20 protein-coding genes, 1 other RNA gene and 1 other annotated feature are annotated in these 24,211 nt (G+C 34.7%); of the genes, 17 read left to right on the top strand and 4 right to left on the bottom strand.

Going from position 1 to position 24,211, the window contains the following annotated elements; genetic code table 11:
• Positions 1–13 precede the first annotated feature (13 nt).
• Positions 14–2,215: a RelA/SpoT family protein gene (locus BN349_RS12810; protein ID WP_019242723.1), complete on the top strand. Its 2,202-nt coding sequence runs from the start codon at positions 14–16 to the stop codon at positions 2,213–2,215.
• Between the two features lie 10 nt (positions 2,216–2,225).
• A complete protein-coding gene (gene dtd / locus BN349_RS12805) occupies positions 2,226–2,663 on the top strand; it encodes a D-aminoacyl-tRNA deacylase (protein ID WP_019242722.1) in 438 nt (145 codons plus the stop codon).
• 371 nt (positions 2,664–3,034) lie between these two features.
• Here the strand turns inward: dtd and BN349_RS12800 are convergent, their stop codons facing one another.
• Together BN349_RS12800 and BN349_RS12795 are read right to left on the bottom strand one after the other, a co-directional pair.
• Positions 3,035–3,379: a PepSY domain-containing protein gene (locus BN349_RS12800; RefSeq protein ID WP_019242721.1), complete on the bottom strand. Its 345-nt coding sequence runs from the start codon at positions 3,377–3,379 to the stop codon at positions 3,035–3,037.
• Positions 3,380–3,403: 24 nt separating this feature from the next.
• On the bottom strand, positions 3,404–3,910 hold the full coding sequence (locus BN349_RS12795; RefSeq protein WP_019242720.1) for a hypothetical protein: 507 nt from the start codon (positions 3,908–3,910) through the stop codon (positions 3,404–3,406).
• A gap of 266 nt (positions 3,911–4,176) precedes the next feature.
• On the opposite strand from BN349_RS12795, the gene BN349_RS12790 reads away from it, so the two are divergent.
• Together BN349_RS12790 and BN349_RS12785 are read left to right on the top strand one after the other, a co-directional pair.
• Positions 4,177–4,851 carry a response regulator transcription factor gene (locus BN349_RS12790; protein ID WP_019242719.1) on the top strand — a complete coding sequence of 225 codons (675 nt, stop codon included), beginning with the start codon at positions 4,177–4,179 and terminating at the stop codon, positions 4,849–4,851.
• On the top strand, positions 4,848–6,197 hold the full coding sequence (locus BN349_RS12785) for a sensor histidine kinase (protein WP_019242718.1): 1,350 nt from the start codon (positions 4,848–4,850) through the stop codon (positions 6,195–6,197). Before BN349_RS12790 ends, BN349_RS12785 begins: the two co-directional genes overlap by 4 nt.
• A gap of 25 nt (positions 6,198–6,222) precedes the next feature.
• Here BN349_RS12785 and BN349_RS23920 read toward each other — a convergent pair whose 3' ends face one another.
• Entirely contained in the window at positions 6,223–7,728 is a 1,506-nt protein-coding gene (locus BN349_RS23920; protein ID WP_019242717.1) for an N-acetylmuramoyl-L-alanine amidase, read from the bottom strand.
• 396 nt (positions 7,729–8,124) lie between these two features.
• Here BN349_RS23920 and BN349_RS25900 point away from each other — a divergent pair, with 396 nt between their 5' ends.
• From BN349_RS25900 to BN349_RS12755, 6 genes are all read left to right on the top strand, one after another.
• Complete coding sequence (locus BN349_RS25900; RefSeq protein ID WP_019242716.1) at positions 8,125–8,301, top strand: hypothetical protein; 177 nt, start codon at positions 8,125–8,127, stop codon at positions 8,299–8,301.
• 91 nt (positions 8,302–8,392) lie between these two features.
• Positions 8,393–8,625 (top strand) — a binding site (T-box leader).
• Positions 8,626–8,778: 153 nt separating this feature from the next.
• Positions 8,779–10,050, top strand: coding sequence for a histidine--tRNA ligase (gene hisS, locus BN349_RS12770; RefSeq protein WP_019242715.1), 1,272 nt, complete (start codon positions 8,779–8,781; stop codon positions 10,048–10,050).
• Positions 10,051–10,065: 15 nt separating this feature from the next.
• Entirely contained in the window at positions 10,066–11,841 is a 1,776-nt protein-coding gene (aspS, locus tag BN349_RS12765; protein WP_019242714.1) for an aspartate--tRNA ligase, read from the top strand.
• A 62-nt stretch (positions 11,842–11,903) separates the two neighbouring features.
• Positions 11,904–12,089: non-coding RNA, 6S RNA (gene ssrS, locus BN349_RS25395), on the top strand.
• Positions 12,090–12,488: 399 nt separating this feature from the next.
• Positions 12,489–13,256, top strand: a complete 768-nt coding sequence (locus BN349_RS12760; protein WP_019242713.1) for a tRNA threonylcarbamoyladenosine dehydratase — start codon at positions 12,489–12,491, stop codon at positions 13,254–13,256.
• 289 nt (positions 13,257–13,545) lie between these two features.
• Positions 13,546–14,820, top strand: a complete 1,275-nt coding sequence (locus BN349_RS12755) for a replication-associated recombination protein A (protein ID WP_019242712.1) — start codon at positions 13,546–13,548, stop codon at positions 14,818–14,820.
• A 55-nt stretch (positions 14,821–14,875) separates the two neighbouring features.
• Here the strand turns inward: BN349_RS12755 and BN349_RS12750 are convergent, their stop codons facing one another.
• Complete coding sequence (locus BN349_RS12750) at positions 14,876–15,214, bottom strand: YmaF family protein (RefSeq protein WP_019242711.1); 339 nt, start codon at positions 15,212–15,214, stop codon at positions 14,876–14,878.
• A gap of 186 nt (positions 15,215–15,400) precedes the next feature.
• Between BN349_RS12750 and BN349_RS12745 the strand changes: the two genes are divergently transcribed.
• The 7 genes from BN349_RS12745 (at position 15,401) to recD2 (ending at position 24,176) form a co-directional block, all read left to right on the top strand.
• Positions 15,401–16,687 carry an S-layer homology domain-containing protein gene (locus tag BN349_RS12745; RefSeq protein ID WP_019242710.1) on the top strand — a complete coding sequence of 429 codons (1,287 nt, stop codon included), beginning with the start codon at positions 15,401–15,403 and terminating at the stop codon, positions 16,685–16,687.
• A 451-nt stretch (positions 16,688–17,138) separates the two neighbouring features.
• On the top strand, positions 17,139–17,558 hold the full coding sequence (gene cymR, locus BN349_RS12740) for a cysteine metabolism transcriptional regulator CymR (protein WP_019242709.1): 420 nt from the start codon (positions 17,139–17,141) through the stop codon (positions 17,556–17,558).
• A 322-nt stretch (positions 17,559–17,880) separates the two neighbouring features.
• Positions 17,881–19,026 carry a cysteine desulfurase family protein gene (locus BN349_RS12735; protein ID WP_019242708.1) on the top strand — a complete coding sequence of 382 codons (1,146 nt, stop codon included), beginning with the start codon at positions 17,881–17,883 and terminating at the stop codon, positions 19,024–19,026.
• A gap of 20 nt (positions 19,027–19,046) precedes the next feature.
• Positions 19,047–20,162 (top strand): tRNA 2-thiouridine(34) synthase MnmA, encoded by a 1,116-nt coding sequence (gene mnmA / locus BN349_RS12730; RefSeq protein ID WP_019242707.1) that lies wholly within the window; start codon positions 19,047–19,049, stop codon positions 20,160–20,162.
• A 122-nt stretch (positions 20,163–20,284) separates the two neighbouring features.
• Positions 20,285–20,839 carry a DUF4825 domain-containing protein gene (locus BN349_RS24915; protein ID WP_019242706.1) on the top strand — a complete coding sequence of 185 codons (555 nt, stop codon included), beginning with the start codon at positions 20,285–20,287 and terminating at the stop codon, positions 20,837–20,839.
• A 226-nt stretch (positions 20,840–21,065) separates the two neighbouring features.
• Positions 21,066–21,728 carry a tetratricopeptide repeat protein gene (locus BN349_RS12720; RefSeq protein ID WP_019242705.1) on the top strand — a complete coding sequence of 221 codons (663 nt, stop codon included), beginning with the start codon at positions 21,066–21,068 and terminating at the stop codon, positions 21,726–21,728.
• Positions 21,729–21,797: 69 nt separating this feature from the next.
• Complete coding sequence (gene recD2 / locus BN349_RS12715; RefSeq protein WP_051024249.1) at positions 21,798–24,176, top strand: SF1B family DNA helicase RecD2; 2,379 nt, start codon at positions 21,798–21,800, stop codon at positions 24,174–24,176.
• The last annotated feature ends 35 nt before the right edge of the window (positions 24,177–24,211 follow it).

Here is a 24,211-nt window from a genome sequence, read left to right as displayed (position 1 = left end):
TTAAGGTGGTTTCATGGCGAACGAACATATAGTAACTTCAAAACAAGTGATAGAACGAACAAAGTCTTATTTGCAACCACAAGATGTTGCAATTGTCGAAAAAGCATTTCACTATGCTGAAAATGCTCATAAAGATCAATATCGTAAGTCCGGAGAGCCCTATATTATTCATCCAATTCAAGTAGCTGGAATTTTAGCTGATCTTGAACTAGATGCATCAACGGTTGCTTCTGGTTTTCTTCATGATGTTGTTGAAGATACGGATGTAACGTTAAAAGATTTAGAAGAGAATTTTAATCCAGAAATTGCTATGCTTGTTGACGGTGTAACGAAGCTGGGGAAAATTAAGTATAAATCTCATGAAGAACAACAGGCTGAAAATCATCGAAAAATGTTTGTCGCTATGGCGCAAGACATACGAGTGATTTTAATTAAGTTAGCAGACCGTCTGCATAATATGAGAACTCTAAAACATTTACCTGCGGAGAAACAGCGAAGAATTTCCAACGAAACGTTAGAAATTTTTGCACCTTTGGCTCACCGCTTAGGTATTTCCACAATTAAGTGGGAGTTAGAAGATATCGCTCTTCGCTACTTAAATCCACAGCAATACTATCGTATTGTTAATTTAATGAAGAAGAAGCGAAATGAACGGGAAGAGTATTTAGAAGAGGTTATTTTTGAAGTACGTGAGCAATTAGAAGAAGTACAAATTAAAGCTGAAATCTCTGGGCGTCCTAAACATATTTATAGTATTTATCGTAAAATGACACTACAGAATAAACAATTTAGTGAAATTTACGATTTATTGGCTGTTAGAATCCAAGTAAATAGTATAAAAGATTGTTATGCTGTTCTAGGAATTATTCACACCTGTTGGAAGCCAATGCCTGGTCGTTTTAAAGATTATATTGCAATGCCAAAGCCTAATATGTATCAATCTCTTCATACTACAGTGATTGGCCCGAAAGGTGATCCACTTGAAGTGCAAATACGTACATTTGAGATGCATCGAATCGCTGAACTAGGTATTGCTGCTCATTGGGCGTATAAAGAGGGCAAGGAAACTACAACCGAATTACCTTTAGAAAAGAAATTGAGCTGGTTTAGAGAGATTTTGCAATTCCAAGATGATACATCTAATGCACAAGAATTTATGGAATCATTAAAAATTGATTTATTCTCTGATATGGTATTTATTTTCACGCCAAAAGGTGATGTCATCGAACTTCCATCAGGATCCATTCCGATTGACTTTGCTTATAGAATACACTCGGAAATTGGTAATAAAACAATTGGTGCAAAAGTGAATGGAAAGATGGTACCGCTAGATTATAAATTAAAAACTGGTGATATTATTGAAATCCTAACTTCTAAGCATTCCTATGGTCCTAGTAAAGATTGGTTGAAAATCACTCAAACTTCTCAGGCGAAGAATAAAATTCGTCAATTCTTTAAGAAACAAAGCCGTGAAGAAAATGTTGAAAAAGGGCGAGAGCTTGTTGAAAAAGAAATCAAAAATATGGAGTTTGATTTAAAAGAAGTTTTAACAAGTGAAAATATTAAGCGCGTTGCGGATAAATTCAATTTTACGAATGCTGATGATATGTATGCAGCTGTTGGCTACAACGGTATAACAGCAGCCCAAATTGCCAATCGATTAACGGAAAAATGGCGTAAAATTAAAGAGCAAGAAGAGCAGCTGACAAAAATTACCGAAGCAACTTCCGATATTAAATCGTCCTTAAGAATTTCTAAAAAACGTGATTCTGGTGTTCGTGTTAAAGGTGTAGATAATTTATTAATACGTATGTCAAGATGTTGTAATCCAGTTCCTGGTGACGACATTGTCGGATTTATTACGAAAGGTCGCGGAGTTTCCGTTCATAGAAGAGATTGTCCAAATATCGTTGGTGAAGATGTAGAAAATCGATTGATTCCAGTTGAATGGGAATCAGGAGAATGTGAGAGCAAGGAATACAATGTGGATATAGAAATTAACGGGTATGATCGCCAAGGACTACTTAATGAAGTGCTTCAAGTAGTAAATGAAGCAAAAACAAATATTTCGGCTGTTACGGGTAAAAAAGACCGAAATAATATGGCTCTTATTAATATGTCAATTTCTATTCATAATATTAGTCATTTGCATAAAGTGGTAGAAAAAATTAAGCAAATCCCAGATGTATATTCTGTTCGAAGAATTATGAATTAAGAGGTAGAACATGAAAATTGTGTTACAGCGTTCAAAACAAGCTAGTGTTACTGTCGATGGAAAAGTAGTAGGGAAAATTGATAATGGTTTAGTACTACTAGTTGGTGTTACACATGAAGATACAGTAGATGCAGCCAAATTTTTAGCTGATAAAGTAGTGAACCTACGTATTTTTGAGGATGGAGAAGGTAAGATGAATCTTTCTCTATTAGATGTCGGCGGGGACATTTTATCTATTTCTCAATTTACCTTATATGGAGATTGTCAAAAAGGTAGAAGACCTAATTTTATGGAAGCAGCAAAGCCAGAATTTGCAAATGAGATTTATAATGTTTTTAACGAGGCTCTTTCTAGTAAAGGAGTAAAGGTAGAAACAGGTATATTTGGTGCAATGATGGACGTACAATTAATCAATGATGGTCCAGTAACCCTCATATTAGAGAAATAAGTAAGGTGCAAAACCATAAAGAGAGTGTCCAAAATATTAAATATGGTGGACACTCTCTTATATTTTTGTTATTTGTAATTAACTCCCTTTAGCAACCAAAGAGTAAAATAAATATAGTATATGACAAAGCATATCATAAGTTTTGTGAATAAAATGAGTCTAAAAGGTTGATTGGAGCGGAAGGTGCGAGACTCCTGAAACGAATTCAACTCAGCCTATATTCATTTCTTGTTAATAGACAACAACGTATACGACAGCTTCTATACTTATACAAAAAATATATCTATAAAAATGGAGATAATATAAAGCGTAGGGTCCTCTGAAAAAGTGATGTAAAACACTTTTCTGAGGACCCTTTTTGTGATGATTTGTTAATCGTGATTTGAATTATCATCTAGTTCAATTGTTCCTGTTCTAGAACTTACTTTTACATGAGAAAGTGTATTTTGTGGAGTCTTAATTTCAACTTCATATTCAAATTCTGAAAGTGATATTTGATCGTCCTCAATTTCAAACTCTTTTTGAACTCTAATAATCTCTCCATTAACTTGAGCTAAGGCGATTTCTTTAATCTCTTTTTCATTATAATTCTCGTTCTTTAATGCGTAATTATAGGATAATCCATAATAAGTACCAATGCCTGCAAGGCAAAGTACGATAACGGCAACAAGTGAAATGATGATTTTTTTCTTGTGATTTTTTAATTTTTCTTTCATTGTAATTCCCTTCTTTCAGTTTAATTAATCATCTATGCCGAACAGTAATTCGAGCGAATCTTCGGCTATGTCGAGTTGATCTTCAAGTTTGTCCAATTCAATTTCAATTGCTTTATATTTTTCTAGGGTAATTTGTCCGTTATGATAGCTACTCTCAAGATTATCATCATAAGAATCAATTTGGTTATCTACAAAATCTAATTCTTTTTTTGCTGAAAAGAATTGGTTTAATTGCTCTTCTTTTGTACCTGTTGGTTTCAAGCTATTTGTATCTTTTACTATATTTGCAACTTTTGTTTGGATAGCTTGCATTTCTTGTTCATTGATAATAGGTATATTAGATTGCTGAGTTTGATTAGTAGAGTTTGTTTTGTTTTCAGCTTGATTATCTTTTAGCGAATTGATTTCTCGTTTAAGTTCATTATTTTGATTCTCGAGCTTTTGAATGGTAGCTTCATCTGTAGATTGATTTGAACATCCAATTAGACCAAAAAAGGTTAATGCACTAAGAAATATCCATTTCTTCATCATTGTATTTACCCCCTATGTTTTGTTTTCTAACCTCAAGGCAATATTACTGTAGAAACATTAAAGTGAGATTAATGAGCGAATATTTTTTAGGATAGTTTATTTTAACTGAGAAAATAACTAAGTATTTCTACATAGTTTCTAAAGGGAGTATAGTAGAGTACAAAAATAAGTAGGTGAAAATCCATTTTATTTTCTTATTTTTTCATTATACTTTAATGTTTTTGTACTATGATAGAAGCAACATCAACAAGTAAGGAGGAAGTAGTATGAGAATTTTAATTGTTGAGGATGAAATGGATTTACAAGATATTTTTGTAAAAAGATTAACAGCTGAACATTATAGTGTTGATGCCTGTGAAAATGGGAATGATGCTATTGATTTTATAAATATGACATCTTATGATGTGATTATTCTGGATATAATGATTCCAGGTATGAATGGATTAGAAGTGTTAAAAAAGATGCGTACAGAACACGATACTACTCCTGTACTTCTCTTAACAGCAAAGGATAGTATTGAGGATCGAGTTCTAGGGTTAGATACAGGAGCAGACGATTATTTAATAAAGCCATTTGCGTTTGATGAATTATTAGCGAGACTAAGAGTTTTAACACGTAAACAAACAGGAAATGTATCGAACATTTTTGAAATAGCAGACTTAATTGTAGATTGTAATACGCATATTGTTACGAGAGGGAATCAGAAAATTGATCTTTCTAGTAAAGAATTTGCTATTTTAGAATATATGATTCGTAATAAAGAGGTAGTTCTTACTAGAGATACGATTGAACGGCATGTTTGGAATTATGATTATGAAGGTGGATCGAATATCATCGATGTCTATATCCGATATTTACGGAAAAAAATTGATAGTCAACATGAAACAAAATTAATTCATACTGTGCGTGGAACCGGCTATGTATTGAGGGTGGAAAAATGAAACATCTGTCAATTAAATGGAAGGTTACGCTTTGGTATACTGGTCTAATCGTACTTATTTTAACGATTGTATTAGTGTTTGTCATGGCATCTGCAGATAAAGTTTTATTATTTAATACAGAGGACGCTTTAGAGGATGTGGTAAAGGATGCTGCTGAAGATATCGAATATAAGCATGGAGTAGTAGAAATAGATGATGATTTGGAGCTATTTGATGATGGAGTAAGCTTACTGATTTACGATAAAAGTGGGGAACTAGTAAAAGGTTTTCCTCCGTCAGGATTTAAAGAGAATACGAAATTTTTATCGGAAAGTATTCAAACGGTTAATAGTGGTGATCAAAAGTGGCTTGTTTACGATATTAGATGGAATGAAGAGCTTTGGATTCGTGGGATAACCTCTTTAAATCCTCTTTCGTCAGCATTAAAATCAATTATTATCATAACACTAATTGCGTTTCCTTTTTTTGTGTTAATAGCCGCGTTAGGTGGATATCTCATTACCAAAAGAGCGTTTAATCCCATTCAAAAAATGATTCAATCAGCAAATAAAATAGGTGATGGAAATGATTTGTCTCAAAGAATTAATATGAAGGGAGCGCATGATGAAATCTATTATTTAGCTCATACATTTGATAATATGTTCGACCGATTGCAAAAATCTTTTGAAAGCGAGAAACAATTTACTTCGGATGCCTCACATGAATTAAGAACACCAACTTCTGTTATTATTTCACAATGTGAATATGCTTTATCGCATGGTGAACAATCAGCGGAAACACGAAAATCATTTGAGATAATTCTTAAACAAGCTCAAAAAATGTCATCTTTAATTTCTCAGCTACTAATGTTTGCAAGAGGGAATCGTAAGAAAGATCATATTGTTATGGAAAAAGTAAATATTAGTGAGCTAACAGAAATTATTGTTGAAGAGTTAACATTAATGGCTAATGAAGCACAAATTGAAATGAAGACAGAAATAGAGCCTGATATTATCATTTATGCCGATCAAACTTTAATGACTAGACTTCTTATTAATTTAATTACAAATGGCATATCATATGGAAAAGAAAATGGATGGGTTTTTGTTCAATTATATAAAGATGGGAACCAAGTTGTTGGTAAAATCGTTGATAATGGTATTGGCATTGAAGAGAAACATCAATCTAAAATCTGGAATCGATTTTATCGTGTCGATTCTTCCCGTACTTCAAAAGAAAGCGGTAATATTGGACTCGGACTATCTATGGTGAAATGGATAGTTGAATTACATGGCGGGTCTATTTCGGTAGAAAGTGAAATGGGTGTAGGCAGTACCTTTACCTTTTCATTACCCATAGAAAAATAGATGATGTAAATAAAAAAGAGGCGTCTCAACTAGAATACATTTGAGACGCCTTTTTTGCATTATTGACTATTTGAAAAAAGGTACCTAATCCATTATAAATAGCCTGTACAATTGTTTTTTGATAATCATATGATATAACAATCTCTTCTTCGTTAGGGTTACTTAAATATCCTAATTCTAAAAGAACAGCTTCCTGACTATTGTTTCTTAATACATGATAGTCGCCAAATCTTGCGGGGCGAATTTTAAGATTTTCTTCCTTCTCTAAACTTTCATAAATGCTATTTGCTAAAGGTTGTTGATAGCTATGATAATAGTAAGGCGTAATCCCTCGAACATCATTTTGCTCAGCACTATCATAGTGAATACTAATAAATGCGTCAGCTTGACGAAAGTTTGACATACGAACTCGTGCTGATAACGATTGATAGTCATCATTTGCTCTCGTTATGATGACATCGGCTCCTGAAGCTACGAGTTTTTTTTGTAAAAGTAATGCTGTTTCTAACGTTAAATCTTTTTCTAAAGTGCCTAAAGCTCCAACTGTACCGCTATCATTTCCTCCATGACCAGGATCAATGATAATCGTTTTGTTATGAAATGTATAAGCGTCATTCGGCTTTTTGATTTGTGGAGTATGGCTATCTGCTTTCACTAGCCAACCAGCAACATAGGCTTTTTTACCCCATCGTAATTTTACTTCATAATAGTGATCTTTAATACTTGTAACAGACAATTTATCACCTTTAGATACGTATTTTATAATATCGCTCTTAGCAGAGCTTGTCTCACGTAAGGGAACATTGTCATATAGAACTTCAACTTTACTATTGGATGGGGTAGATTGCTTTTCTTTAGGTGTTATATCTGTATACCATTTAGGAACCCAGCCTTTTTTATTTTTGGTGAGTTGAAGTTGTACCCAATTATTTTTTTCCTTTAAAAGTGTATAACTATTTTCTTTTGAAAGTGTCATCACGTGCTTTCCATTGAAAGAGGGTTCAGCTCTAGCGACTAATTGAGAAGCGGTTATGGTTGCATAAGGAGGAGAAATCTCTTGATTCTCGCTTTTATTGGCTTCAAATGAAATATAGGAATGATGAACCCAACCTTTTTGTTCCTTAAAAGAAATTTGTAACCATTCTCCGTCTTGTTTCACTATTTTTACTTGTTCGCCTTTTTTTAGGCTACCTAACACTTCATCAGATGTACTTGGACCGCTTCTTACACGTAATTTTTCACTCGTAACTCTACCTTCATTTTCAGTACTATTAATTTCTGATACAAGCCAACTTGCTACCCACGCTTTTTTATCATTGTTTAAACGAATTTTAATCCAATCATCTTGTTTTTTTATGACTGAATAGGATTCACCTTGTTTAAGTCGTTTAACAATTTCATAGTTTGTACCTGGACCGCTTCGGGCATTTAAATATTCATCTTGAACGATAATTTCTTCCTTTGCATAACCAATTTTTATAGAGGTAAGACAAAGCACGAATAATGTAATGAATAATATCTTGTATTTCAACGGAAATGACCACCTTTGATACGACTTGGTGTTAAACTTTCTAACTATTCACGTAATGATAGTCTGGAATAAGCACCGTCAATTCTTTTTTACTAGTTGAAGATGGCGAAAAACGCTTGCTATCCACATGTAGCTTGTAAGCTTTCTCGCTTAACTATTTTTGGATAGATCATACTTGACCTGCTTCTTTTCTTATTGATGTTTTGCTATGTACTTTGACTATATTTTTATAATCTTTTAAAAACAGTCAATCTATAACAAAGTATAACAGTGTTTTTTAAGGTAGGTACTTTGTTATTCTTTGATATTTTGTAAATTCCTTTTTCCTTTTGAAATAAATCATGAAAAAAGGAAATGATAAATAGTGTCGATCAAAACAACCTGGGAGGAATAGCTGTGAAATTTAATGAAAAAAACGGAATGAGTCAATCTGGTGCTAATCAATTATTTGGAGTTGACTTTCACGATTTTATTCAAAAAGAGCAAAATAGTAATATGGTTGAGTTAGCTAGTGAATTTGGGTTACACGTTCGTGATGTGAAAATGTTAAAAAAACGGTTGGGACGCTCTTAGAATAGTATACAATATATGAAATAATCTCTACACCTTGACATTCTTCGTGCAGACAATTATTATTAGTTAAATAATAATACATAACCAAATAAGAAAACCGAAGAGGGAGAAAAGTAGTTGAGAATGTCGGGTAAAGAGAGGGAAAGTCATAGGCTGCAAGCTTTCCTACATCGAAGCTTAATGAACGAACACTCCGTAGGTTTCTCTCTGAAAAATACTTTTTAGTAGGAGATGAACGTAAGCAGGCGTTAACTGTTTGAAGGAAATGCATTGTGCATTTTAAATTAGGGTGGTACCACGGGAATATAAGCTCTCGTCCCTTGTAAATATATTTACAAGGGACGAGAGCTTTTTTGTATAGTACTAAGAATCCATCGGAGCCATTATGACTAGAAATTTTCAAATCGTAATCAAATGGAGAGAAGAGTCTTCAATTTGCTATTTGGATATATAAAAATTTATAAGGAGGACGTTGTAATGAATTTACAAATTCCTAGAGGAACACAAGATATTCTTCCAGAGCAGACTGCAATTTGGCAGTATATCGAAAATGTATCGAGAGATTTATGTCAGAGATACCAATATAACGAGCTTCGCACTCCTATTTTTGAACATACAGAAGTTTTTTCAAGAGGTGTGGGTGAGACTACTGATATTGTTCAAAAGGAAATGTACACGTTTACTGATCGAGGTGATCGTAGTATCACGCTTCGACCAGAGGGGACTGCGGCTGTTGTCCGTTCATTTGTAGAAAATAAAATGTTCGGTTGGGCGAATCAACCGGTTAAATTATTTTATTACGGACCTATGTTCCGTTACGAACGACCACAGGCTGGGCGATTCCGTCAGTTTGTCCAATTTGGTGCAGAAGCATTAGGAAGTGCTGATCCAGCTATTGATGCAGAAGTAATTAGCTTAGCCATGAATGTGTACAAAACGCTTGGACTTAAGGAACTTAAGCTTGTTATCAATTCGTTGGGGGACAAAGAAAGTAGAACGAAGCACCGAGAGGCTTTGATTTCTCATTTTAAACCGCATATTGGTGAATTTTGTAGCGATTGTCAAAATCGCTTAGAGAAAAACCCACTTCGAATATTGGATTGCAAAAAAGATCGTGACCATCATTTGATGGCGTCTGCGCCTTCGATTTTGGAGTATTTAAACGAAGAATCTAAAGCTTATTTTGATAAAGTACTTCAACATTTAACAGCTATGGACATTCCTTATACGGTAGATGCAACGCTAGTACGTGGATTAGATTATTATAATCACACGGCATTTGAAATCATGAGTGATGCTAAAGGCTTTGGTGCCATTACAACACTTTGTGGTGGAGGTCGTTATAACGGATTAGTAGAAGAATTTGGTGGTCCAGAAACACCTGGAATTGGATTTGCGATGAGCATTGAACGTTTAATTGCAGCTTTGTCTGCGGAAGGAATTACGCTTCCAATTGAACAAAGCACAGATATTTATGTTGTGGCACTAGGTGATGCTGCAAAAGATTACAGTGTTAAATTAGTGAATGAATTACGCCTTAATGGCTTTTCAGCAGATAAAGATTATAGCAATCGTAAAGTGAAAGCTCAATTTAAAGCGGCTGATCGTGCGAAAGCTAGATATGTTGCTGTCCTCGGTGATGATGAGTTAAGTAATAATAAGATTACTTTAAAAAATATGGAATCAGGTGAGCAGCAAGAGCTTAATTTACAAGGATTTGTTGAAGAATTTAAAAAGCAACAGCAATAAGGGAGGAAGTTAGGGATGTTTGGCAGAACGTATTTTTGTGGAGAAGTTTCGGAAAAGGTAATTGAAGAAAAAGTAAAATTAAAAGGTTGGGTTCAAAAAAGACGTGACCTGGGTGGATTAATTTTCATCGATCTTCGTGACCGTACAGGTATCGTACAGGTTGTATTCAATCCTGATGTTTCTAAAGAAGCACTAGCAACAGCAGAAAAAATTCGTAATGAATTTGTATTAAGTGTAGAAGGTACTGTAGTTGCTCGTCAAGAAGGTACGATTAATAAAAACTTAAAAACAGGTAAAATCGAAGTTTTAGCTGAAGCAGTAACAATTATTAATGAAGCAAAAACAACTCCTTTCGTCATTGATGGTAAAGAGGAAGTATCGGAAGAGCTTCGGTTAAAATATCGTTATTTAGATCTACGTCGTCAATCGATGTATGATACGTTTAAAATGCGCCATGACATTACAAAAACAGTAAGAAACTACTTAGATTCTGAAGGCTTTTTGGATGTTGAAACACCTATTCTAACAAAAAGCACACCTGAAGGCGCTCGTGATTATTTAGTACCTAGTCGTGTACATGAAGGAGAATTTTACGCTCTTCCTCAAAGTCCACAATTATTTAAACAGCTATTAATGGTGTCAGGTTTTGAACGTTATTATCAAATTGCGCGTTGTTTCCGTGATGAAGATTTACGTGCTGACCGTCAGCCGGAATTTACACAAATTGATATCGAAACTAGCTTTATGAGTCAAGAAGACATTATGAGCATGATGGAAAGAATGATGCAAAAAGTAATGAAAGATGTAAAAGGAATTGATATTACTCTGCCTTTACCTCGTATGACTTATGATGAAGCAATGAGCCGCTATGGTTCTGATAAACCAGATACTCGCTTTGGGCTTGAGTTAGTCGATGTATCGGAAATTGTGAAAGATTCTAGCTTTAAAGTGTTTGCTAGTGCTGTATCTAGTGGTGGACAAGTTAAGGCAATCAATGTAACAGGTGCTGCTGAAAAATTCTCTCGTAAAGAGTTAGACGCATTGGGTAAATATGCAGCTGTATATGGTGCAAAAGGCTTAGCTTGGTTAAAGGTAGACGAAGAGGGACTTAAAGGACCTATCGCTAAATTCTTTGAAGGTGAAGAAGGCAATGCTTTAACAACAGCATTACAAGCACAAGCAGGAGATTTACTTCTTTTTGTAGCGGATAATAAAACAGTTGTTGCTGATACACTTGGAGCTATTCGTGTTAAATTAGGTAAAGACTTAGATTTAATTGATCAAGATCAGTTCAATTTCTTATGGGTAACAGATTGGCCTCTACTTGAGTATGATCCAGAAGCTGGACGTTACTTCTCAGCGCATCATCCATTCACAATGCCATTTAGAGAGGATCTTGATAAGTTAGATACTGAGCCTCAAAATGTACGTGCACAAGCGTATGATATTGTGTTAAATGGTTATGAGCTTGGTGGTGGATCTTTACGTATTTTCGAAAGAGATATTCAAGAAAAAATGTTTGAAGTTCTAGGCTTTACTCCAGAAGAAGCTCAAGCACAGTTTGGTTTCTTATTAGATGCATTTGAATACGGAACTCCTCCACATGGCGGAATTGCTCTTGGATTAGACCGACTTGTTATGCTGTTAGCGGGTAAAACAAATCTTCGTGATACAATTGCTTTCCCTAAAACAGCTAGTGCAAGCTGTCTATTAACAGATGCTCCTGGTAGGGTAAGTGTTGACCAACTTGTTGAATTACGCTTAGCTTTAACTGGTACAAAAAAGGATTAATTACCTATATATCCTCGCTTGAAAAAGAATGATTTAATATGATAAGATACATGTAACAAGTAAGAGTCCTGATGTGTACGTAGTCTAAACCTATAAGTTTTGACCGAACACTTATAGTTACGGGAACTTACGTTTCATAAATGCGTATATGCCTCATTCATAGTGGACTTACAAATTTATGAACAGAGTACCCACCTGCGGAGAGCGGGTTCAAAACCAAGGCGAAAAACGGCACGATTGGGACTTTTACGTCTTAATCTTATCAATCATAATACGTATAAATAACGGAGTATCTCATTTACGGGATGCTCCTTTTTGTATTTATAGATTTTCTAAAATAAGAAGGGCTGGGATATTTTTCTGGAAAATTTCTTTTTTAAATACCGTTTCTTATATAAAAGAGCGTAACATCAGTTTTTATGAGAAGATAAAAATACACTCGTACATAACGAGTGATATAAAAATCATACGGTATGAAGCTTAAGGCTGTCTCAAATGAGATAGCTTTAAAACATAGTTATCAGATAGGTTTGTACTAATTTAAAGAATATCTTATAATCAATAAGAAGAACGCTTGTTTTGTTAAAGTTGATAAACGTTCTCTTTTTCGTGTATAACATAGATAGTAAATAAATGGAGTTGAAAAAATGCTACATCAATTTTCGAGAAATGAATTAGCAATTGGACAAGAAGGATTACAATTATTAAAAAATACAACCGTTGCTGTTTTAGGAATTGGCGGGGTAGGTTCTTTCGCAGCAGAAGCATTAGCACGTTCAGGAGTTGGACGATTAATATTAGTGGATAAGGATGATGTTGATATTACCAATGTGAATCGTCAGCTTCATGCACTTTTATCGACAGTTGGAAAGTTTAAAGCAGATTTAATGAAAGAAAGAATTGCTGATATCAATCCAGATTGTGAAGTGATATCGCTTAAAATGTTTTATACTGAGGAGACTTATGAAACGTTTTTTAGTTATCAACCAGATTATGTAATTGATGCTTCTGATACGATTTCATATAAGATTCATCTAATGAAAGAATGTTTAAATCGAAATATCCCTATCATTTCGAGTATGGGGGCAGCTAATAAAATGGATCCGACGAGATTCCAAATTGCTGATATTTCCAAAACACACACAGATCCACTTGCAAAGGTTATTCGAACAAGACTGCGAAAAGAGGGAATCAAAAAAGGAATAACGGTTGTTTTTTCAGATGAAAGTCCTATCGTTATTCGTGAAGATGTGCGTAAAGTAGTTGGAAATGATGAGGCTGAAATACGAAAAGCTAAAATGCCACCTTCATCAAATGCATTTGTACCATCAGTTGCAGGCCTAATTGCTGCTAGTTGGGTTGTAAGGGAAATCGTTAAAGACATTAAGATTTCTAGGATGAGTGATGATTGCTAAAATCCTATCGTTGTTAAATAGGTTTTCTTATCTTTAAGTACTTGTAAGAGATAAAGAGCTGTTGTTTTATACAATTATGAAAGACATACTTTTTAGAAGCATGAAGATTCTAGATAGTATGTCTTCAATCAGTCAAAATAAAGGTGGATTTTACTCTTTATCTCGTAGATTTGCTCGATGAGTAAAAAGGAAATAGAGCATAAAAAAGTATATATACCATACAGCTACACCAAAGAGACCAGCAGGTTCTATGTAAGGTGAAAATACGGCAAAAAGGAGTTTTGTTCAAATGTATCAAGAACCTTTATCACATCGATTGCGTCCTACTGTTATTGAAGAAGTCGTGGGTCAACAGCATGTTATTGGCCCAAATTCAGCTTTATATAAGATGATCCAAAATGGTCACGTACCCTCGATGCTTTTATATGGAGAACCAGGTACGGGCAAAACATCCTTAGCTTTTGCCATTGCAGGTAGTACAAAAAAGGACTTTTATGCTTTAAATGCTACGACGGCTGGAAAAAAAGATGTAGAGCAAGTAATTGAAGAAGCAAGACTCACGAGAAATGCAATTCTTTTTTTAGATGAGATTCATCGATTTAATAAAAGTCAACAAGATTCACTTTTAAAAGCCCTAGAAGAAGGAATTTTTGTATTAATTGGGGCAACTACGGAAAATCCATTTCACAGTGTAAATGGAGCTATTCGTTCACGCTGTGGGCAAATCAAGCAGCTTAAACCATTGTTGCCCGAAGACATTAAAGTACTTCTAAAAAGGGCAATCACAGATCGGGATAAAGGGCTTGGAAAGCTTGAAATTGAGATAGAAGAAGAACTACTTGATATGATTGCGCAAACAACAAGTGATGGGCGAACAGCTTTAAATTTAATTGAGGATATTGTCATGGCTTCTGATCGAGGGCAGGATGGTAAAGTTGTTGTACATAAGGAAACGGTTGTTGAAAGTATAGAGAATAAGGGATTTTCTCATGATAAAAAAGGAGATATCTATTATTCTCTCCTTTCTAGTTTCCAAAAAAGTATACGTGGGAGCGATGTTGATGCAGCCTTGCACTATTTAGCTCGCCTTATTGAGGGGGGAGACTTGGTTGCAATATGTAGAAGGCTATTAGTAATTGGATATGAAGATATCGGATTAGCAAATCCAGAACTTAGTGCGCGAATATTGCCAGCCGTCCAAACTGTTGAACGTCTAGGATTACCAGAAGCTCGTATACCATTAGCTAATGTCGTCATTGAGTTATGCCTGTCAGCAAAATCCAATTCGGCATATAAAGCACTTGATGAAGCAATAGCAGATGTTCGTAAAGGAAGAACAGGTGATATTCCTGATCATCTAAAAGATGCTCACTATCAAGGAGCAAAAGAATTGGGACATGGAATTGGTTATAAGTATCCACATGATTATCCAAGTTCATGGGTACAGCAACAATATTTACCTGATGAACTAAAGGATAGGAAGTATTATCAGCCAAAAGATAGTGGACATGAAAAGCTCTTAACAAAAATTCATGAGAGATTAGAAAATTTGAGAAAACAATAAGAGAATGAGGTTGATTCAAAGAATTGTTATGGAACGTTCTTTGAATCAACCTCATTTATTTGTTTCCAGGGGCGGGTTGGTCAACACCAATAATACGATGGCGATGACCATTATCTTCTGACGTATAAAAATCATAATAATGCACGTGCATGCCGTTTCCGACGGGAATAGCAGGTCCAGAATAGGCTTGATAATGATGGTTATGCCCATCTTCAAATAAAACGTAACCTTCTGTGTAATGGATATGGTTATCATCCGAGGTTTTAATTGGTGGAGAAGTAACGTCTAAACATTGATGGACATGTCCGGCACTTAAAGATGTATAGTCGATTGATCCGTGATTATGATTTGGTACAAAGCCTGAAACAAATGAATTCTTATCTACTCTATCCATATTACATCACCCCAAAACCATTTTTATATAGTTCATTACCATATTATTCGTAAAATGTAGTTATATGAATAAGAGTATTTTTCTGAAAATTCTATATAATAATTGTAAAATTTTTGTTAAAATATGTTAATGCGTAGGGTTTTTCCTAGAATAACTTAGAGATTAGTAGAAAAGGAGAGAGAAGAAATGAAGCGTGTTTTTAGACAGTTTTGGAGCTTGGCTCTAGTTCTTGCTTTATTAGTGGGCTTATATAGTGCCCCTGCTTCAGCAAAGGAAACAAATCTAGTAAACTATTTATCATTAGGAGATTCATTAGCAGAAGGTATGGATCAAAATGGGGTAGTGGCTGGAAAAAAAGGCTTCTCTGATTATACAGCCGAAGTTTTAAAAGAGAAAAAAGTATTGGGTAGCTATTCAAAAGAGTTTGCTAAATCGGGTTATATGACTACCCAAGTTTTAGCGGATCTAAAATCTAAAGAGAATTTACAGGAAGCTATAAAAAAAGCCGATGTTATTTCTATTTCAGCTGGAGCTAATGACTTTTTATCTTTAGCAAAATTTAATAGTGAAACAAAAATGTTAGAAATAGATCAAACCAAAATCTTACCAAAGCTTAGTGAAATCGTAACAAATTATACAGCTATATTAAATACGATAAAAGAGTTAAATAAAGATGCGAAAATATACGTAATGGGTTATTATTTCCCTTATCCTTTTTTAAATGATTCGCAAAAGCCTGAAATTATTAAATTAGCAAAAGGCTTGAATTCAACGATTTCTGGTGTTGCAGTTACAAATGACGTGAATTTTGTTGAGGTTTATAGCAAATTTGGCGATGAACCTAAAGAATTTGTTCCAAATCCATTAAACATTCACCCAAATGAAAAGGGATACAAAACGATGGCAGACGCGCTTCTTGCCGAAATTGTTAAGCAGTTACCTGTAGAGTCTATTAAAGTAACAGATATTGAAAAACATTGGGCTAAAAAAGAGCTTCAATATTTAGTAAACCATAAAATGTTATCTGTAGATAAGAATGGTAAAGTTAATCCAAACAAAGAAATTACAAGATCAGAAGTGGCGAGTATTTTATATCAAACTTTAGGAGAAACATCGTTTGATCCTATAAATCCTGGATTTAAGGATATACCAAAAACACATCCTTCTTATAAAGCCATCGCTGTTTTAACGGAGAAAGAAATTTTTACAAAAGATACTAAATTTAACCCTAACAATTCTCTTCAAAGAGTCCAACTAGCTAAAGTAGTGGCAGCTTCGTATAATTTAGAAGCTGTTGATAATCCTGTTGTGTTTAAAGATGCACCAGCTTCATATTGGGGGTATCCATATGTACAAGCTGTGGCGACTAATAAGATTATGCTAGGTGGAACGAATGGCAAGTTTGATCTATACGGAAAAGTAACTCGTGCGCAATTTGCGGCTGTTGTTGTAAGAGCGCTTGATCACAAGTAATGGAGTGTGAAGTCTTTACAAAAATCAATCGTTTTTGTAAAGACTTTTTTGTTTATATAAGAAATGGTAAGGATATTCCATTTGGAAGATGATTATTTACAATAATCTGTAACGCCTAGCTACATAAGGTCAGAAATCAGTTCGTTTAGAAGGATAATAACTTCATAAGTTTATTTTGAATAGTGGGATAGGCAATTGTAAGGAATTTTGATACATAGGAGCTTTGCATTCTACCTATATACTTTTCTTTCATATAAGAATACTTTGAGTTTAAAGTGTCTGTATGAGATTAGAATGATGTATAATAGTAAGAAAATATGCATTGCAACATGTTGTATGCTATAATTTCAAAAGTTAAATTGAAATGTAATACTAGATTAAATAGATTATCTACTGCTAAAAAATATATGTATATAAAAAGTTGCAATAAAACTAATAGAGGTGTTTTGATATGAAAATTTCTACAAAAGGACGATATGGTTTAACAATTATGATTGAATTAGCGAAGAAGCATGGGGAAGGTCCAACTTCGTTAAAATTAATTGCCCAAACTCATGATTTATCTGAACACTATTTAGAGCAGTTAATTGCACCGTTAAGAAATGCTGGCTTGGTAAAAAGTATACGTGGAGCGTATGGAGGGTATGTTTTAGCTAGAGAGCCTCGCGAAATCACATCAGGAGATATAATTCGTGTTTTAGAAGGACCTATAACGCCTGTAGAAGGAATTGAAGATGAAGAACCAGCAAAAAGATCTCTTTGGATTCGAATTCGTGATGCAGTAAAGGATGTATTAGATACAACGACATTAGAAGACTTGGCTAATTATAAAGAAGAAAATGCTCCAGATTCATATATGTTCTATATTTAATTTAGGTTGTTTTAAATAAGTTCGGCGAACAAATTAGCGCAAAAGATCAATTGCGAGTCAGGTACGAGACTTCTGCGTTTAAAGCTGGATAGGTGAAATCTCACCGCCCGTGGAAGCGAGCGTCCTAGAGTGAAATTCAATTGAGCCTATAGTCAAACAGCAATGCGTGGAATTTCTGTTTCTATTTTTCAAACGAATAGATAAACAATAGTATCATTCGACCGTTAAAAATACTTAGTATTCCCTGTGTTTTCGAGAATGAGCCGTAGAAGCGGTTTTGAACTAGATAAATGAAAAACAATTATAGATAGGAGGAGAGGTAGTGGAAAGAATCTATCTCGATCATGCCGCTACAACTCCTGTGCATCAGGAAGTAGTGCAAGAAGTAATGTCCGCTATGCAAGAGAATTATGGTAATCCATCAAGCATTCATGCTTTTGGTAGGGAAGCAAGAAAATTATTAAATCATGCTCGTATACAGCTTGCTAATTCGATAGGAGCAAAGGAAAACGAGATTATTTTTACGAGTGGTGGAACGGAAGCAGACAATCATGCTATAACTGGAATTGCCAATGCTTATGCACATAAAGGGAAACATATTATAACAACAAGTATTGAACATCATGCTGTTCTCCATACATTTCAAAATTTACAAAAACAAGGATTTGAGGTAACATATTTACCTGTCGATGAACAAGGAAGAATATCTTTGGACACACTAACAAAGACATTAAGAGAAGATACAATTCTTGTTTCTATCATGTTTGGTAATAATGAAGTAGGAACTATACAAGACATGCAGGCAATTGGTGATGTGTTGAAAAATCACCAAGCGTTTCTCCATAGTGATGCTGTTCAAGCATATGGAATAGTACCAATTGACGTAAATAAATTAGGAATTGATTTACTTTCTGTATCATCTCACAAAATAAACGGTCCAAAAGGGATTGGGTTTTTGTATTGCCGTGAAACTATATCTCTGGCTCCAATTCTTCATGGTGGTGAACAAGAAAGAAAGAGAAGAGCTGGAACGGAAAATATTCCTTCTATTATTGGTTTCGCTAAAGCTTCTGTTATTGCTCAGAAGACCATGCAAGAAAAACAAGAACAGTATCAACAGTTTAAAGAAAAGATGATTGATATTTTTACAACAAACCAGATTGCATATGAAGTGAATGGTAGTGTTGAAAATAGTCTTCCTCATATTTTGAATGTTAGTTTCCCGGGAACTAATGTTGAAGCAATGTTAGTAAATCTAGATTTAGCTGGTATAGCAGCTTCAAGTGGTTCAGCGTGTACAGCAGGATCAATTGATCCCTCACATGTTTTAGTAGCCATGTTTGGTAAGTATCATGATAAAACAACAAACTCCATTCGTTTTAGTTTTGGGCTAAATAATACGATGGAACAAATAGAAAGAGCTGCGAGTGAAATGGTAAAAATCGTTCAGCGACTGACGAATCAATAAATAAAGTGGGGTTAATATCAATGAAAAAAGCACCAAAAGATACCCGCGTTGTAGTTGGAATGTCTGGAGGAGTTGATTCCTCTGTAGCAGCTTTGCTTCTTAAACAGCAGGGCTATGATGTGGTCGGAATTTTTATGAAAAACTGGGATGATACAGACGAAAATGGCGTCTGTACAGCAACAGAAGATTATGAAGATGTAATGAAAGTGTGCGACCAAATAGGAATTCCTTATTATGCGGTAAATTTTGAAAAACAGTATTGGGATAAGGTATTCACGTATTTCTTAGATGAATATCGTGCAGGAAGAACCCCGAATCCTGATGTTATGTGTAATAAAGAGATTAAATTTAAAGCCTTTTTAGAACATGCGATTAGTCTTGGAGCAGATTATTTAGCAACTGGTCATTATGCTCAAGTTGAATATCGCGATGGCGAGTATAAGATGCTACGTGGAGTAGACGATAATAAAGATCAAACGTACTTCTTAAATCAATTAACTCAAAGTCAATTAGAAAAGGTTATGTTCCCGTTAGGGCATATACCAAAGCCAAAGGTTCGGGAAATTGCAACTGAAGCTGGTCTAGCGACAGCTACTAAAAAAGATTCTACTGGTATTTGCTTTATAGGAGAAAGAAACTTTAAAACGTTTTTAAGTGGTTATTTACCTGCTCAACCTGGTAATATGGAAACTTTCGATGGTAAGGTAGTAGGTAAGCATGATGGCTTAATGTATTATACAATTGGTCAAAGACACGGACTTGGAATTGGTGGAAGTGGTGAGCCTTGGTTTGCAATCGGAAAAGACTTGAAGCGTAATGTATTATATGTTGGCCAAGGATTCCATCATGAAAAATTATATTCTACGTCTCTACAAGCTGTTCAGGTTAGCTGGGTATCTGATAAGCCTAAGCCACAAGAGTTTACATGTACAGCTAAATTTCGCTATCGTCAAACCGATAATGAAGTAACAGTTAAAGTAATTGATGATCAAACCGTAGATGTGATTTTTAAGGAGCCAACTAGAGCGATAACACCAGGACAAGCTGTTGTATTTTATGATGGTGAAGAATGTCTTGGTGGAGGTACAATTGATAAGGTATATAATAACGGTAAGCAATTAACTTATGTAGGATAAGGAAAATTCTTGAATCCATGTAGTACTAGTTTTATAAATCCTACTATATTATAATGAAAACCTCAGTTTATGTATAAACTGAGGTTTTCAATTTGTTGTAGACAGAAGGAGAGTGCTTATAATTGAAGAAATCATTATGGATGATTAGTACGATAGTTTTGATGTTAAGCGTACTAGTAGGGTGTGAATCGGTCCAAGAAAAGAAGAGAAAAGATCCTATAGATGCTTTAATTACATATAAAGACTCGTATGTTGGTGATAGTAGCGCCGTTGTGAATATTAGTTATATTCTTCCAGGGGGGGAGAATGTTCAGCGTGTGTCTTTGCAAACTGAAAAGAAACCATATAGTATTACCATAGATTATGGACTTAAAGAAGGCTCAGATCTTACAAAAGAAGAACTAGATAAATTGTGGAATGAGAAGGATGCTCGTAAAGCTTTTGTAAATAACGCAATTGCCTATTTTATTTTAGTGAAAAACGTAGACGTTATTACTTTTAATGTTGAAACAACAAAGCCACAAAGCTTTAGTGTTACACGTACAGAAATAGAAAAATTTGTTGGTAAAGATGTAACAGAATTTGCAGACAAACCGAGTCTATGGAAAAAAGAAATAGAAGAAGGAATTGTTAATAATCCAGATAAAATAAAGCAGTTTTTTCAAGAACGTAGCTAAGAATATTGAAGAATCAACAATAGACTAAGTTGACTAGAAGATTAAAGAATACCTATCTAGTCAGCTTTTCTTATGCTGGTCAGGGAGTATGCAAGTTACAAAGGCATTGTCGTAGAAAGTGACATTTTTTTGTCTTTGTTTTTCTTTCGAAAGGCACTTACGCTTTTTGTTAATAATATTTGGAAATATGATATACTCTTTATAGAAAATTTGGAGTGTGAATACAATGAATCATAATGAATTAGGTATCAAGTATATGCAAGAAGGTAATTGGGAAGAGGCGGCCAAAGCCTTCTCGGCAGCAATCGAAGAAAATCCAAATGATGCTGTAGCTTACATAAACTTTGGTAATGTACTGACAGCTGTAGGTGAAAGAGAAAAGGCTGTAAATTTCTTTAAAAAAGCACTTACGATTGATGAAAATGCAGGGGCTGCTTTTTATGCTTTAGGTAATTTATATTATGAAAGTGAACAATATATAGATGCAAAGGATTTACTTGAAAAGGCACTAAAAACAGGTCTACAAAATAGTGATTGTTATTTCATGTTAGGAATGACACTATTGCAACTGGACCAACCAAAATTAGCTATGCCATATTTACAAAGAAGCGTAGAGTTAAATGCTGAAGATGATGATGCAAGATTTCAATATGCATTATGTTTAGCAAATGAAGAAATGTATGAGGAAGCAATTAAAGAATTACAAACAGTAATAGAGCATGATGCTAAACATGCAGATGCCTGGTATAACCTTGGGGTAGCCTATGCAGCCCATTTGGAAGATGCAGAAAAGGCGCTAGAATGCTTTAATAAAGCGATTGAAGTACAAGCGGATCACTTTTTAGCTGCTAACGGTAAGAAATTAATGGAACAATTACTTAACCAATAATAGAGAAAGGAGGAAAGTGTCGTGCAACAGGATGAATTAAACTTGTTTGAAGAAACGAAAAAGACGTATATGAAAGGGAGACATATTGTCACAATATTTCATAATGAGCAAAATTTATATTCTGTTGTTCGTATTCGAGTCGATGAAACAAACGCTGTTTATGATGAAAAAGAAGCGGTTATTGTTGGCTATTTTCCTCCTATACACGAACATGAAACATATATTTTCTATGGGAAATTAAAGGAACATCCTAAATTCGGTCAGCAATTTGCAGTGGATCACTTTCAAAAGGATCTTCCTCAAACTAAGGATGGTATCGTCAGTTACTTATCAAGCACATTATTCCAAGGCATTGGGAAAAAGACGGCTGAAAGTATTGTTGAATCAATTGGGGATAACGCAATTTCAAAGATTCTAGCGAATCCTTCATTACTTGACTCTGTTCCTAAGTTATCAGGAGAAAAAGCAAAGAGTCTGTATGATACTCTTGTTGAGCATCAAGGATTGGAACAAGTTATGATTGCGTTAAATCAATATGGTTTTGGGCCACAGCTTTCAATGAAAATATATCAAGTGTATAAGCAAGATACGCTTAGTATTATACAGAGCAATCCGTATAAATTGGTTGAAGATATCGAAGGAATTGGTTTTGCAAGAGCTGATGAACTAGGATTTCAATTAGGTATTAGTGGGAGTCATGCTGATCGTATTAAGGCGGGCTGTTTATTTACATTGGATACGGAATGCTTACAAGAAGGTCATGTATACATAGAAGCAGAGCAGTTGTTAAAAAGTGTTCAAGAACTTCTTGAAGGTAATAAACGAGATATAATCGAATTTACTTCTATTTCTACGCAACTATTGCAACTTGCTGAAGAAGGTAAAGTTGTGATTGAAGATCAGAGGGTTTATCCTCCTTCCTTGTATTATTCTGAAAAAGGAATAGCAACGAATATTCAACGTATTCTTGCACAAACAGAGTATAGTAATGCATTCCCAGAATCAGAATTTTTACTAGCGTTAGGTGAACTAGAGGAAAGACTACAAGTTGAATATGCACCTGCGCAAAAAGAAGGAATTCAGACGGCGTTAATGTCCCCTATGATGATATTAACCGGTGGCCCAGGAACAGGGAAGACAACGGTGATAAAAGGAATAGTGGAACTTTATAGCGAGCTCCATGGCGTCTCAATGGATGTTCATGCATACAAGGATCAGGACCCATTTCCATTTGTCTTGGCGGCTCCAACAGGTCGAGCAGCCAAAAGAATGACTGAATCTACTGGCCTACCTGCTGTAACGATTCATAGGCTGTTAGGATGGAATGGAAGTGAAGGATTCAGCCATGATGAAGAAAATCCGATTGAAGGGCGAATCGTCATTATCGATGAAATGTCAATGGTTGATACATGGCTAGGTCATCAATTATTAAAGGCGTTGCCTGATCATGTACAGGTTATATTAGTTGGCGATGAAGATCAGTTACCATCTGTTGGTCCAGGGCAAGTATTGAAGGACTTATTAGATTCTCAATGTGTACCAACGATAAGACTGGAAAGTATATATCGACAAGCGGATGGTTCCTCTATTATTGAATTAGCACATGAAATAAAAAAAGGGCGCTTACCCGCTAATATTACAGCTCAGCAAAAAGACCGTTCATTTTTTCCATGTACAACTTCTCAAATTATGCAAGTGGTTGATCAAGTAGTGACGAATGCAAAGAAAAAAGGGTATACAGCGAAAGATATTCAAGTGTTAGCTCCGATGTACCGAGGTCCTGCAGGAATTGATGCCTTAAACAAATTAATGCAAGAGATATTTAATCCGAACAGCGATGGAAATAGAAGAGAAATTACATTTGGTGATAGTATTTATCGGGTTGGTGATAAGGTATTACAGCTTGTAAATCAGCCTGAAAGCAATGTGTTTAATGGAGATATGGGAGAAATTATTTCTATATCATTCGCTAAAGAAAATACAGAAAAACAAGATATTGTTTATATTTCTTTTGATGGAATAGAGGTTCAATATACAAAGCAAGACTTAACACAAATTACACATGCCTATTGTTGTTCTATTCATAAATCACAGGGAAGTGAATTTCCCATTGTTATTATGCCAGTAGTTAAAAGTTATTATCGTATGCTAAGAAGAAAGCTTATTTATACAGGTATAACTCGAAGTAAGCAATTTTTAATTTTATGTGGAGAAGAAGAAGCTCTTAGAATAGGTGTGGAAAGAACGCAGGATCATGAAAGAAACACAACACTAGTAAAAAAATTGAAAGAAGTTTTTTCTTTAGACGTAAGTGTTACGGAGGATTCGGATAATGAAAATCATGACAATCCAGTAGTCTCTTATCTATTAGAGCTAGAACGTACGGATCCAATGATTGGCATGGAAGGGATTACTCCTTATGATTTCATGAATGAAAAAACCAACTAATGAAGAATGCTAAAAAGAGTACAGGGATGTACTCT

It is taken from the genome of Bacillus sp. AP8, from assembly GCF_000321185.1.
GTDB classification, from domain to species: Bacteria; Bacillota; Bacilli; order Bacillales; family DSM-1321; genus Bacillus_AD; species Bacillus_AD massilioanorexius.
The sequence above is the reverse complement of the archived record's forward strand: the minus strand, read 5'-3'. Positions and strand labels throughout refer to the sequence as shown.